Annotated in this window: 17 protein-coding genes and 1 riboswitch; of the genes, 13 read left to right on the top strand and 4 right to left on the bottom strand. The window is 32.5% G+C overall.

Annotation, left to right across the window (positions count from 1 at the left end; genetic code table 11):
* Positions 1 to 434: 434 nt before the first annotated feature.
* Entirely contained in the window at positions 435 to 860 is a 426-nt protein-coding gene (locus ACSULM_RS05190; RefSeq protein ID WP_069996171.1) for an organic hydroperoxide resistance protein, read from the bottom strand.
* A 177-nt stretch (positions 861 to 1037) separates the two neighbouring features.
* Here ACSULM_RS05190 and aroD point away from each other — a divergent pair, with 177 nt between their 5' ends.
* A complete protein-coding gene (gene aroD, locus ACSULM_RS05185; RefSeq protein ID WP_436861087.1) occupies positions 1038 to 1757 on the top strand; it encodes a type I 3-dehydroquinate dehydratase in 720 nt (239 codons plus the stop codon).
* 67 nt (positions 1758 to 1824) lie between these two features.
* Positions 1825 to 2364, top strand: a complete 540-nt coding sequence (locus ACSULM_RS05180) for a nitroreductase family protein (RefSeq protein ID WP_436861085.1) — start codon at positions 1825 to 1827, stop codon at positions 2362 to 2364.
* 133 nt (positions 2365 to 2497) lie between these two features.
* Here the strand turns inward: ACSULM_RS05180 and ACSULM_RS05175 are convergent, their stop codons facing one another.
* Positions 2498 to 2818, bottom strand: coding sequence for a thioredoxin family protein (locus tag ACSULM_RS05175; protein ID WP_436861083.1), 321 nt, complete (start codon positions 2816 to 2818; stop codon positions 2498 to 2500).
* Between the two features lie 143 nt (positions 2819 to 2961).
* Between ACSULM_RS05175 and ACSULM_RS05170 the strand changes: the two genes are divergently transcribed.
* The 7 genes from ACSULM_RS05170 to ACSULM_RS05140 all read left to right on the top strand — a co-directional run bounded on the left by ACSULM_RS05170 (position 2962) and on the right by ACSULM_RS05140 (position 7619).
* Positions 2962 to 3318 carry an arsenate reductase family protein gene (locus tag ACSULM_RS05170; RefSeq protein ID WP_436861080.1) on the top strand — a complete coding sequence of 119 codons (357 nt, stop codon included), beginning with the start codon at positions 2962 to 2964 and terminating at the stop codon, positions 3316 to 3318.
* A 174-nt stretch (positions 3319 to 3492) separates the two neighbouring features.
* The gene (gene gcvH, locus ACSULM_RS05165; RefSeq protein ID WP_069996176.1) at positions 3493 to 3873 is read left to right on the top strand and encodes a glycine cleavage system protein GcvH; all 381 of its coding nucleotides are present in this window, start codon (positions 3493 to 3495) and stop codon (positions 3871 to 3873) included.
* 256 nt (positions 3874 to 4129) lie between these two features.
* Entirely contained in the window at positions 4130 to 4522 is a 393-nt protein-coding gene (locus ACSULM_RS05160; protein WP_436855187.1) for a toprim domain-containing protein, read from the top strand.
* A complete protein-coding gene (locus ACSULM_RS05155) occupies positions 4519 to 4818 on the top strand; it encodes a thioredoxin family protein (RefSeq protein ID WP_436861078.1) in 300 nt (99 codons plus the stop codon). Before ACSULM_RS05160 ends, ACSULM_RS05155 begins: the two co-directional genes overlap by 4 nt.
* A 54-nt stretch (positions 4819 to 4872) precedes the next feature.
* A riboswitch (SAM riboswitch) is annotated at positions 4873 to 4980 on the top strand.
* An 89-nt stretch (positions 4981 to 5069) separates the two neighbouring features.
* On the top strand, positions 5070 to 6095 hold the full coding sequence (locus tag ACSULM_RS05150; RefSeq protein ID WP_436861077.1) for a methionine ABC transporter ATP-binding protein: 1026 nt from the start codon (positions 5070 to 5072) through the stop codon (positions 6093 to 6095).
* The gene (locus ACSULM_RS05145; protein ID WP_436855190.1) at positions 6088 to 6783 is read left to right on the top strand and encodes a methionine ABC transporter permease; all 696 of its coding nucleotides are present in this window, start codon (positions 6088 to 6090) and stop codon (positions 6781 to 6783) included. Before ACSULM_RS05150 ends, ACSULM_RS05145 begins: the two co-directional genes overlap by 8 nt.
* A gap of 20 nt (positions 6784 to 6803) precedes the next feature.
* On the top strand, positions 6804 to 7619 hold the full coding sequence (locus tag ACSULM_RS05140; RefSeq protein WP_069996181.1) for a MetQ/NlpA family ABC transporter substrate-binding protein: 816 nt from the start codon (positions 6804 to 6806) through the stop codon (positions 7617 to 7619).
* Positions 7620 to 7694: 75 nt separating this feature from the next.
* Here the strand turns inward: ACSULM_RS05140 and ACSULM_RS05135 are convergent, their stop codons facing one another.
* Positions 7695 to 8405: an aspartate/glutamate racemase family protein gene (locus ACSULM_RS05135; protein WP_436861075.1), complete on the bottom strand. Its 711-nt coding sequence runs from the start codon at positions 8403 to 8405 to the stop codon at positions 7695 to 7697.
* A gap of 133 nt (positions 8406 to 8538) precedes the next feature.
* On the opposite strand from ACSULM_RS05135, the gene ACSULM_RS05130 reads away from it, so the two are divergent.
* Both ACSULM_RS05130 and ACSULM_RS05125 read left to right on the top strand, forming a co-directional pair.
* A complete protein-coding gene (locus ACSULM_RS05130; RefSeq protein ID WP_436861074.1) occupies positions 8539 to 8664 on the top strand; it encodes a hypothetical protein in 126 nt (41 codons plus the stop codon).
* 64 nt (positions 8665 to 8728) lie between these two features.
* Positions 8729 to 9268 carry a histidine phosphatase family protein gene (locus ACSULM_RS05125; RefSeq protein WP_436861073.1) on the top strand — a complete coding sequence of 180 codons (540 nt, stop codon included), beginning with the start codon at positions 8729 to 8731 and terminating at the stop codon, positions 9266 to 9268.
* A 76-nt stretch (positions 9269 to 9344) separates the two neighbouring features.
* Here ACSULM_RS05125 and ACSULM_RS05120 read toward each other — a convergent pair whose 3' ends face one another.
* Complete coding sequence (locus tag ACSULM_RS05120) at positions 9345 to 9467, bottom strand: hypothetical protein (protein ID WP_436861071.1); 123 nt, start codon at positions 9465 to 9467, stop codon at positions 9345 to 9347.
* 337 nt (positions 9468 to 9804) lie between these two features.
* Here ACSULM_RS05120 and ACSULM_RS05115 point away from each other — a divergent pair, with 337 nt between their 5' ends.
* Together ACSULM_RS05115 and ACSULM_RS05110 are read left to right on the top strand one after the other, a co-directional pair.
* Entirely contained in the window at positions 9805 to 10212 is a 408-nt protein-coding gene (locus ACSULM_RS05115; RefSeq protein WP_436861069.1) for a YjdF family protein, read from the top strand.
* A gap of 175 nt (positions 10213 to 10387) precedes the next feature.
* Positions 10388 to 11620, top strand: coding sequence for a Fic family protein (locus ACSULM_RS05110; RefSeq protein ID WP_436861067.1), 1233 nt, complete (start codon positions 10388 to 10390; stop codon positions 11618 to 11620).
* Positions 11621 to 11756 lie beyond the last annotated feature (136 nt).

The raw sequence follows: 11756 nt of genomic DNA, 5'->3' as shown, positions 1-11756 counted from the left end.
GTTATTAACATCTTACAATAGAGTGCCGTTTATGGGCATTTTTTTTATGAAATTTTAAGAGTGTTGCACTTAATATTACAATCCGTCTTATAAAAAAACTGTTTTTTATTCATTTTAAAATTGAGCTTAATTTGTTTGTTAAGTAACGTAAACAAATATGATAATCATGGTATAATATAGTGAGTTATATAATTTAAGATGGAGGCATAAATTGTGGGAGCTTTAATAACGATTGTAGTTTCACTCATCGTGCTTATCCTGATTTCTTTTTCAATATTAATTGTTTACTTTTTGAATCATTGTAAAGATGAAGAAAACAGTTAAATTTCACACAAAAATAAGACTTCAAGATCAGGCAACTAGGATTAAAATTAAAAAAAGACAAAACAAACCCCCAAATCCATCTAAGGATTTGGGGGCTTAAACATTTATGATTAGTCTACAACAGATACATTTAAATCAACATCTATATTACCGCGCGTTGCTTTGGAATATGGACAAAATTCATGTGCATCTTGTAAATATTTTTCAGCATCTGCTTGAGATAAGACGTTTTTGACTTTTGCATCAATTGAAACACTTAATTTAGGACTTTCAGCATCTGGGTCGTCTTCAAGGCGTACAGTTAAAGTTACTTCAGGTTCTGCACCTCTAACTTTATTTTGTTTTAGGATTAAATCGAATGCGCCATTAAAACATGAAGCATAACCTGCTGCAAATAATTGCTCAGGGTTTGTACCTTTTTCAGCATCTGCTTGAGCTGGTGGTACTACTGCTACATCAATTGCTTTATCATCTGTTTGAACGTGACCATTACGTCCACCTGTATTTGTCGCTTTCGTTTCATAATTTACTGCCATTATATGACCTCCTTAAAAACTTCATACTATATGGATACCCGAGAATTAAATTTTAAATCATGATATGTATTTAAAAATATTGATACTACGATAACTTACTTTCTGAATGCATTGTATTGAAACACGATTATGTTATACAATTAGCGCAATATCATAATAATAGAAGGGGACGATGGCATGTCTAATGTTAATATTGCTGTTACTATTGCACCTGAAAGTGAATTATCTCAATCAACGATGACTGCGTTAGTTCAATACCAAGATGCCATAGATATCATAGAACTGAGAATTGATCAATGGGACAAATGCGACGTGTCACATGTTGCTAAAGTAATTAAAAATATACACAAATTAAATTTAAATAAACGAATACTTGTTACTTACCGTACACATGAGCAAGGGGGAGAAGGACGATTCGATGAAAAGGCATATCTCCATGTTTTGACAGAAATTGCTAAACTTGAGGGGATAGATATGTTGGATATCGAATTTGAACCAACACGTTCAACAGATACAATTCAAACACTTATTGATGTTGCACAAGCGCATCATGTACAAGTTGTGCTATCACATCATAATTTTAAAGAAACACCGAAATTAGAAACATTAAAGCACCTTTATTATAAAATGCAGCAGCTAGCGCCAGATTATTTAAAAGTTGCAGTTATGCCTCATGATAAGCAAGATGTATTAAATTTACTGCATGCGATGTCTGATGCTGCTGATGAAGTACCACAGCAAGTTGTAGGTATTGCAATGTCTAAAATCGGACTGGTTTCCAGAACTGCACAAGGTTTATTTGGTGGGTCAATCACGTATGGTTGTTTAGATGAACCTAAAGCTCCGGGGCAAATTCATATTGCAGAATTAAAAAAGCAACTAGAATTGTACGCCTAATTTGAAAATACATTACGCCTGACTTATAATTGAAAATAGTTATCAATAAAGAAAGGGCGATATTATTATGGAACTACAAGAAGCTATCGCTAACCGTAGAAGTGTAAAAAAATTCAAAAGAGATATGCATATAGATGATGACGCTTTATATCAAGCGATTAAACAAGCTGCGGATGCGCCCAATCATGGTATGAGAGAGCCTTGGAGAGTGGTTCATATTGCTAAGGATAGATTAGGAGAGATGAGTAAGCAATTATCTGAAATTGCCTTTCATAATCTACCGAAAAAACAAGAAAGTCATTATGAAGCCGTGACGAATCTTGGAGGCATGCTCGCATTAATTGTGAAAGAAGATCCAAGACAAAAAGAAAATTTAGAAAACCATATGGCTTTTGGTGCTTACGCACAAAATCTAATGCTGCTCTTACATGAAGCTGGGATTGGAACATGTTGGAAATCGCCGGCGTATATCTTTATGCCTGAGATACGCGACATGTTTGGTGTCAAAGATAATGAAAAGTTAGTAGGGTTCTTGTATCTGACTGATTTGGAAGATAAAGTATTGCACAGACCACGTCACGTTGATCAAATCATTGAAACATTTTAACATTGTGTGATGAGCCTTTAACTAAATTTAGAAAATCGAGATAGAACGCATTACAATATGTAATTAAAAATAAGAAACCGCACTGAGCAACGATAGCTTAGCGCGGTTTTTGTGTTACTAATTAAAAGTTATGTTATTTAAATGTTTCAGCTAAAAATGACTCAACTTGTTCAGGTGATTTTGCATTTGCTGAGTGTAAGTGTGCTAATTTTTCACCATTTTTGAATACAAGTAAACTTGGAATACCCATAACATCGTTGTCTGCTACTACGTCTTCAAGTTCATCACGATTTACTGTGAACCATTCATAGTCGTTATATTTTTCTTGGATAGGGTCAATCCAAATATCCATTGCTTTACAATCTGGACACCAACCTGCTTCGAATTTAACGATAACTGGGTTGTCACTTTGTACTGTTTCTTTAAAAGCTTCATTTGTATTAATTGGTTTCATTAAAAATTCTCCTTTGTATCAATATTAGTAAATCCATTATAACGGACAATCATTAGTTAATAAAAAAATTAGCTTATTAATTAGAGCGTTTTGGTGCCAAATTTGATATATTAGTGTTAACTAGTCAGAGGAGGTACAGCATAATGATCAAATTTTACCAATATCCTAATTGTACTACTTGTAAAAAAGCAGCTAAATTTTTACAAGAACATGGTGTGAGCTTTGAGCCTATCGATATTGTTCAACATACACCTACAAAAAATGAATTTAAAGAAATTCTAGAAATGACAGATATTGATATCAACAAACTTTTCAATACACATGGGGCAAAGTATCGTGAGCTAGGTCTTAAAGACAAATTAGGCACGATGTCAAATGATGAAAAGTTAGATTTACTTTCAGAAAATGGCATGTTAGTTAAGCGTCCGTTAGCGATTTCAGGTGAAAAGGTAACGGTTGGATTTAAAGAAGATCAGTATAAAGAAACATGGTTAGCGTAAAATAGATTGCGATTCAATCATATGTAAAATGTACATAATAAAAGTTTTGGTGTGAAAACGCTTCACCAATTTTAACGAAACATTTATAATGAATTAAAGATGCCAATAAATAGTTGATTGTATAGTATTCGTGTGGCATCATTAATATGTAAAATCATTTAGGAGGGGATTCTCGTGGCAGTACCGAGTGAATTAAAATATTCTAAAGAACATGAATGGGTAAAAGTTGAAGGCAACACAGTAACAATTGGTATTACTGAATATGCGCAAGGCGAATTAGGTGATATCGTATTTGTTGAATTACCAGAAGTTGATGATGAAATCAATGAAGGCGACACATTTGGTAGCGTTGAATCTGTAAAAACAGTTTCAGAACTTTATGCGCCAGTTTCAGGTAAAGTTGTAGAAGCTAACGAAGAATTAGAAGATAGCCCAGAATTCGTAAATGAATCACCTTACGAAAAAGCTTGGATGGTAAAAGTAGAACTAAGCGATGAAAGCCAATTAGATGAATTATTATCTGCAGAGCAATACTCTGAAATGATTGGTGAATAAGAAGATATTTAACTCCATGATATAACTATCTTGGAGTTTTTCTTTTATCCATTTTTATATCCCTAATGTTTATAAAATGTAAAAAATATGTAAAGTGCAATGGTGCCAATTATTGAACTATAGACGTCTATAGATGACAAAAAATAGAAACAATAATAAGATAAAATGAGAAGTCTGTAAATCATGTTTATGACCGCTAAGTATTGTGAAGAATGAAGTAGTGTAATTTACTATCAACATTTAGAAGGTGGATGTCATGGCGATACTAAACCAAGTAATTATTGTCGAAGGAAAGTCGGACAAGAAGCGAGTAAAACAAGTGATTGATCAACCTATAGAAATTATTTGTACAAATGGAACTATGGGCGTCGATAAATTAGACGAAATGATAGAATCTCTTTACGATAAACAAGTTTATATACTTGTTGATTCTGATGATGAAGGTGAAAAAATCCGCAAATGGTTTAAACGATATTTAAGTGAAAGTAGACATATAAGAATTGATAAACAATATTGCGAAGTTGCGCGTTGTCCTAAGCCTTACTTATCTAGAGTATTGGAAAAACATGGGTTTAACGTAAAGGACGAAGAAAAAGTAGCTAAAGCAAGATTAGATTATATCGCTGAAAGGGTAAGTTTATTAACATGAATGTAACAAGTGAACAACGTGTGGACATCAATGAATATATACACGAAGATAAATACCTTATATTTGGGTACACACCGATGTGTGGTACATGTAAGGTCTCTGAACGGATGTTGGATATTGCTAACGAGATTCTGAAATTATCAATCACAAAGATTGATTTGAATTTTCATCCAGATTTTAGTCAACAACATGAAATACAATCCGTGCCAGTATTGATGGTCATGTCCAAAGGTGAAGAACAAAAAAGAATCTATGCATTTCAGTCCGTACCTTATTTGTTAGAAAATTTAAAATAATCATTGACGAAACATTAGTGCAATGGTAGGATTAAAAATAATTAAATAACGAAACTCTTATCACGAGAGGTGGAGGGATGTGCCCTTTGAAGCCCGGCAACCGTCTGTAACAGAAATGGTGCCAATTCACATAAAGTTTATAAAAACTTTAGAAGATGAGAGAAGCGCAATTTGCTTTCTCTATTCTTCGAACATAGGGAAGGCATTTTTTTATTTAATTGAAAAGCAATGCAATACAAGGAGGCAACAGGATGATTGAGTTAAATCAAGTAGTCAAAAAGTACAACACGAAAAAACAAGACGTACTGGCTGTAGATCATGTTGATTTAAACATTCAATCAGGCTCAATTTTTGGTGTGATTGGTTTTTCAGGTGCGGGGAAAAGTACGTTAATTAGACTTTTAAATAACCTTGAACAACCAACTTCAGGAGACGTCATTATTGATGGAGATACAATTGGTAAATTGTCCAAAAGTGACTTAAGAAAAAAACGTCAAAAAGTGAGTATGATTTTTCAACATTTTAATCTATTATGGTCGCGTACTGTATTAAATAATATTACTTTTCCATTAGAGATTGCTGGTGTTTCGAGAAAAGAAGCCAAGCAACGTGCGATAGAATTAGTGGAATTGGTTGGACTAAAAGGGAGAGAGCACGCGTATCCTTCTGAACTGTCAGGTGGTCAAAAACAACGTGTCGGTATTGCGAGAGCACTCGCCAATGAACCTTCAGTACTCTTGTGTGATGAAGCCACAAGTGCATTAGACCCACAAACGACAGATGAAATTCTAGAATTATTATTGAAAATTAAAGATGAACGCAATTTAACGATTGTGATTATTACACATGAAATGCATGTCATTCGACGTATATGTGATGAGGTTGCAGTGATGGAAAATGGCCGTGTGATTGAACAAGGACAGGTATCTCAAGTGTTTGAAAATCCACAACATGCTGTAACGAAACGCTTTGTCAAAGATGACTTGAACGATGATTTTGATGAGTCAATTAGTGATTTAGTCACATTGAATGAAAATGATTACGTCGTGAGATTGAATTTCACAGGCAATAATGCCACGGAACCTTTAGTGTCATACATAACGAAGACGCATAACATTGATGTGAACATCCTAGAAGCGAATATTAAACATACAAAAGATGGTTCGCTTGGATTCCTAGTGATTCAACTTTCCGATATAAATTCAGAAAAATTCGACAAATTCAAGCAAGATTTAGAAGCGCAACATGTAACAGTGGAGGTGTTGAGACATGGGTAATTCATTGAGTGATATCCTCCGTGAAATGTTTACGATGCCAAATGTAAGTTGGGACGAAGTTTGGCTAGCAACATATGAAACGATTTACATGACATTGATTTCAACAATATTCGCCTTTATTTTAGGGTTAATCTTAGGTGTGCTACTCTTTTTATCAGCTAAAAGTAAATCACCGGTTGCAAGAGTATTCTACAGTATCGTGTCATTTATTGTGAATCTGTTCAGAGCTATACCATTTATTATATTAATCTTGTTATTAATACCATTTACAAGTTTAGTATTAGGCACAATCAGTGGACCAACAGGTGCGCTACCAGCCTTAATTATTAGTGCAGCGCCATTCTATGCCAGATTAGTAGAAATTGCATTTAAAGAAATTGATAAAGGTGTAATTGAAGCGGCTTGGTCAATGGGTGCGAACACATGGACTGTCGTGCGTAAGGTACTGTTACCAGAAGCAATGCCTGCTTTAATTTCAGGTATTACAGTGACTGCTATTGCATTAGTCGGTTCAACAGCTGTTGCCGGTGTTATCGGTGCAGGTGGACTTGGTAATTTAGCATATCTGACAGGTTTCACACGAAATCAGAATGACGTTATTTTTGTATCAACCATTTTAATCTTAGTAATTGTGTTCATTGTTCAATTTATTGGAGATTGGGCTACAAATAAAATTGATAAAAGATAAACTTTTAGGGGGATTTTTATATGAAAAAACTTGTGAGTTTAGTATCAGTCATCGTTCTAGCGCTAGTATTAGCGGCTTGTGGTAACGGCGGTGGCGGAAAAGATAAGACGATTACAGTAGGTGCATCACCAGCGCCTCACGCAGAAATTCTTGAAAAAGCAAAACCATTATTGAAAGATAAAGGTTATGACTTAAAAATTAAAACAATTAACGACTATACAACACCAAACAAATTGTTAGATAAAGGTGAAGTAGATGCTAACTTCTTCCAACATACACCTTATTTAAATACTGAGAAGAAAGACAAAGGCTACAAGATTGAATCTGCAGGTAACGTTCACTTAGAACCAATGGCTGTTTATTCTAAGAAATATAAGAGCCTTAAAGACTTACCAAAAGGCGCTACAGTTTACGTTTCAAATAACCCAGCTGAAGAAGGACGTTTCTTAAAATTCTTCCAAGACGCTGGCCTCATTAAAATTAAAAAAGGCGTGAAAATTGAAGACGCTAAATTTGACGACATCGTTGAAAATAAAAAAGACATCAAATTCAATAACAAACAATCTGCAGAATACTTACCAAAAATTTACCAAAATGAAGATGCAGATGCAGTAATCATCAACTCTAACTTTGCAATCGATCAAAAATTAAGCCCAAAAGATGATTCAATCGTTTTAGAAAAAGCGAAAGACAATCCTTACGCAAACTTAATTGCTGTGAAAGATGGCCACAAAGACGACAAGAAAATCAAAGCATTGATGGAAGTCTTACAATCTAAAGATATTAAAGATTACATCAACAAACAGTATGATGGTGCGGTCGTACCAGCAAAATAATAGTAAATAAATGAAGTAACCCTCTAGCCATTATGGCTAGAGGGTTGTTTTTGCTTTAAATATTCAATTTGAATCTTATTTTAATGCGTTGTCTAATGCGTAATCGGCTAATGTTTGAGTAGTATCTACTAACGGTAGGTCAGTTGTAGTTTCGTCGATAATGATAGGCAATTCTGTGCATCCTAAAATAACACTGTCTATATTCTCGGTTTCTTGATATTTTTTAATGAGTGTTTTGAAAAATTGTGTTGATTCATTTGTAACATTATCTTTAATAAGTTCATCGCTAATGATGTTGTTTATAAGCTCTATTTCATTCGTATCAGGCTTAATTAAAGTGATTGGATCATTTTCAAAAAATGGTTCAAAGGTATTACTAATCATCGTTTCTTTTGTACCTAATAATAATGGTTTTTTATAATTTTTCTTGATGATTGCTTGTTTTGCAGATTCTACTATATGAAGCCATTCAACGTTAATTTCTTCATTAATGTCATTGTAGAATTTGTGTGGGGTATTAGAAGGACAAATAATAAGTTCTGCGCCAGCATTTTCCAATTGCGTAATCGTTTCTTTTAGCAGCGCTTTCCAAGTTAATCCCATATCATCTTTACCTTTAGCAGCACTATATTGAGCATAATTGATACTATGTAAAGTGATATTTGGATGTCCGTTTATTTTAGAATTTTGAAAAGCGGATTTTACGAGTTTACGATAAGTCAAACTTGCACCTGGAGCAGTAATAGCTAAAATACCTATATGTTTTAATTGATCGATCTTCCTCACCTCATATAATTAGTATGGTTACATATTACCATTGTTGTAAGTGGAGTGACAATTTTAGGTGTTGCTAATTAAACTATGTGGCATGATTATATATTTAAAAACATGGTATTTATATAGTAAAGGAGAATGCGATATGGATATTATTGGGAAAATTATAAGTTTTGTAATGAGCACAATTTCTAACTTTACAGGTAGTGGTTCAATGATAGAACATATTAAAAATGCATTTAATGAAAATTTTAAGAAGAATAATAAATAATTTGGCCTTTTGTAAAAAGACAATATTTAACTTTGAATAAAATATAAAAATGGTGTGAATAAATATGAGAATATATTTTGTAAGACATTCAACTAGAGATGTGAATATAAAAGATGATTATAATGCACCACTAACAGAAGATGGACAATTGAAAGCGGAAAAGTTAGTAAAGGTATTTGAAAACAAGAAAATCCATAATATTTATGTAAGTCCCTATAAAAGAGCAATTGACACTATTAAACCTGTTGCAAATAGCCTTAATATTGAATATAAAATAGAATTGGATCTTTTTGAAAGAAAAATTGGAGAATGGGTTGAGGACTTTGAAAAATTTTGTTTTCTCCAGTGGTTGAATTTTGATTACAAATTAGAAAATGGTGAATCATTAAATGAAGTGCTTATTAGAATGCTAAAAGTATTTAATAAAATCAAAGATGAAAATTGTAAGGATATTATTATTTGTGGACACGGTACATCTTTATCAATACTTTTTTATAAACTTACTTTTTCAAACTTTACGTACAATGATTTTAAAAGCTTAACCATGCCCGATGTGCTTGTGTATGATGTGGATGCCAAATCACTTGAGAAATATTTTAAATAGATAAGTAGTGGAGTTAATACAGGAAATATATAGTTAATAATCAACATTCTTTTGTACTTTTTGAAAACGCTAAATCTTAAATCCATTTATACAAATATTTAGCTAATAGTTTCGTTTCAAATTGATTTTGTCCCAATTCGGTAGCAAGTTCTGATATTGATTGATATAAAAGTCTAATGTCATCTTTATCTTCTAACATACTTTTGCTCCTTTACGTAAAAGTTTAGTGAATATGTTAACGTACCATATTGAAGTGTTCATTATGAAATAATGTATAACAAATTTAAATGTGGCAAGGAAGTGGCAATATGGATTTCAATTTTACGTATGTAATTTTGTATAGGTGTAGCATATTTTGAATGGTTATACTCGTAGTTAAAATTTCTGTATTTATTAATAAAGTGAAATAAGTTATATTATAAATGGAAATGTAAAAACACAATTGGGTTGGTAGTCCCAATGCAAGCAAATTATTTGTCAGTAACCTTCCTCCTCAGGTCGTCCATCATTTCTGATTAATAAAGAGGAGGGGTAGCATGCAGCTATCTATTTTTCATGATGGTCAGTTTTTTATTGGCATTGTCGAGTTTAAAGTCGGAAATAAATCCAAGTTTGTGAAATACACATTTGGAACGGAACCAGATGATGGTGTAGTTTGGTTGTTTATAGAAAATGATTTGTTGGAGCTAATTACTAACACTAAGACAAGTGTTAGAACCAAACATCAAAAGAGAAAGATAAATCCTAAAAGACTACAACGACAAGTTGCAAAAGAACAAAAAGTACCAAAAGATTTAACAAAAGCACAAGAAGCATTGAAGAAAGAACAGGCACTGAAAAAGAAGCAGAGTAAACAAAAAAGTAAGTTGCAAAAAGAAGTCTTTAATGAACGTAAAAGAAGGATCAAGCGACAAAAAGCCAAGGCAAAACATAAAGGGCATTAAATTGTTTCTAAAGTATAGTTTACTAATATCACGTAGAATACCCTATATCACTTCGATATGGGGTTATTTTTTTATAGTAACGTATTCATTAAAATACGCTTTTATTATCAATAGAAGTCATTATATAATAAGTTAAACATCATATTTCAATATATAATCAATAAGGGTGGTATTTATGGACTATAAATCACTAAAAACGCTATTTCATATGCATGGTATAACAAGGATGGAAGCAGAATATGAACAGCGGAAGCGGAGTCATGGCGCTTTTTTTACGGACATTGTAATCCATCCTATTCAAGGTGAAGTTCAACAACGAGAAGCACGTTATCCATTATTTTTCCTAATTACGAAAGAATTAGTAATCAAACTTGAACGGGTTTTGAAAAATAGTGCGAAGATACAGCGGCAATCCTTGAGTCAACCAGAAATTGCCAATGATGCTTATATCAAATATCTCTTAATTAATGAATTACAGAGTACAAATGAAGCAGAAAATATAAAAAGTACAAAAAATGAAATTGCAGCAGCATTAAATAATACGAAAAATACAAATAAACGATTTGATGGTCTTGTAAACTTGTATCTAATGTTAAAAAATAAAGAAATTGAGATAAATACAATTGGAGACATTCGCCGAATTTTCGATACATTGGTTTCAAATGAAGTGGAATTACAGAATTTGCCTGATGGTGATATGTTCAGAAATAAGGCAATCGGTATTTATGATCAATCAAAAGCAAAGTGGATTCATAGAAATGAATTTAATGAACGAGAAATAATTGAATATTTGACTTTATTATTAGCGTTTATAAAACATGATCCAGCCCCAGAATTATACAAAATGATGGCAAGTCATTTTATATTTGAGTATATTCATCCATTTTACGATGGTAATGGAAGAGTAGGGCGATTTATACTTGCTAAATTATTAAATAATGAACTTGACTCATACACGGCGTTGACATTTTCCTATATTGTAAATCAAAAAAAGTATAAATATTACAAGGCTTTCGAAAATGCCTCCAATGCCTATAATAAAGGGGAACTAACACATTTTATTGAAGCAATGCTAGATATAGTTCTAGAAGGTCAAGAGAGTGTTGTCACAGCATTAGAAAAAAATATAGAAATGATAACAAGACTTAGACAAGCATTAGAATTATATGATTTTAATAAGTATGAATACAACGTATTATTTGTCCTATTACAGGATAAAGTGTTTGGCAGCAGTTATTCACGCATAACGTTGAAAGAGCTTAAAAATGTTGTTGGATTTTCAAGAAATAAAATAAATGAAGTGGTGGCATCACATCGAGACAAATTGATAAAGTTGAATAGTAATCCAGTGGTTTATGAAATCAAAAATGAATATATCGATGTATTACTGTCTCAAGAACTGAGTTAAAGCCATAATATGACTCGCATTTTCTATCAATCAATCTGATAAAAATTACATTTGCTTGAGAATTATAAAGTGTGGGTATATTATCAAAGAGGATTTTAATTAATATATTATATTGAATTGGTGATGCTTGCATTGA

Origin of the sequence: Staphylococcus caeli (genome assembly GCF_051413795.1) — a bacterium.
GTDB classification, from domain to species: Bacteria; Bacillota; Bacilli; order Staphylococcales; family Staphylococcaceae; genus Staphylococcus; species Staphylococcus caeli_A.
Note: the sequence above shows the minus strand (reverse complement) of the source record. Positions and strands in the feature narration are given on the sequence as shown.

Excerpts from the sequence above, each read along its gene's own strand:
- ACSULM_RS05190 (WP_069996171.1), bottom strand. The coding sequence starts at position 860 with ATGGCAGTAAATTATGAAACGAAAGCGACAAATACAGGTGGACGTAAT.
- aroD (WP_436861087.1), top strand. The coding sequence starts at position 1,038 with ATGTCTAATGTTAATATTGCTGTTACTATTGCACCTGAAAGTGAATTA.
- ACSULM_RS05180 (WP_436861085.1), top strand. The coding sequence starts at position 1,825 with ATGGAACTACAAGAAGCTATCGCTAACCGTAGAAGTGTAAAAAAATTC.
- ACSULM_RS05175 (WP_436861083.1), bottom strand. The coding sequence starts at position 2,818 with ATGAAACCAATTAATACAAATGAAGCTTTTAAAGAAACAGTACAAAGT.
- ACSULM_RS05170 (WP_436861080.1), top strand. The coding sequence starts at position 2,962 with ATGATCAAATTTTACCAATATCCTAATTGTACTACTTGTAAAAAAGCA.
- ACSULM_RS05160 (WP_436855187.1), top strand. The coding sequence starts at position 4,130 with ATGGCGATACTAAACCAAGTAATTATTGTCGAAGGAAAGTCGGACAAG.
- ACSULM_RS05155 (WP_436861078.1), top strand. The coding sequence starts at position 4,519 with ATGAATGTAACAAGTGAACAACGTGTGGACATCAATGAATATATACAC.
- ACSULM_RS05150 (WP_436861077.1), top strand. The coding sequence starts at position 5,070 with ATGATTGAGTTAAATCAAGTAGTCAAAAAGTACAACACGAAAAAACAA.
- ACSULM_RS05145 (WP_436855190.1), top strand. The coding sequence starts at position 6,088 with ATGGGTAATTCATTGAGTGATATCCTCCGTGAAATGTTTACGATGCCA.
- ACSULM_RS05140 (WP_069996181.1), top strand. The coding sequence starts at position 6,804 with ATGAAAAAACTTGTGAGTTTAGTATCAGTCATCGTTCTAGCGCTAGTA.
- ACSULM_RS05130 (WP_436861074.1), top strand. The coding sequence starts at position 8,539 with ATGGATATTATTGGGAAAATTATAAGTTTTGTAATGAGCACAATTTCT.
- ACSULM_RS05125 (WP_436861073.1), top strand. The coding sequence starts at position 8,729 with ATGAGAATATATTTTGTAAGACATTCAACTAGAGATGTGAATATAAAA.
- ACSULM_RS05120 (WP_436861071.1), bottom strand. The coding sequence starts at position 9,467 with ATGTTAGAAGATAAAGATGACATTAGACTTTTATATCAATCAATATCA.
- ACSULM_RS05115 (WP_436861069.1), top strand. The coding sequence starts at position 9,805 with ATGCAGCTATCTATTTTTCATGATGGTCAGTTTTTTATTGGCATTGTC.
- ACSULM_RS05110 (WP_436861067.1), top strand. The coding sequence starts at position 10,388 with ATGGACTATAAATCACTAAAAACGCTATTTCATATGCATGGTATAACA.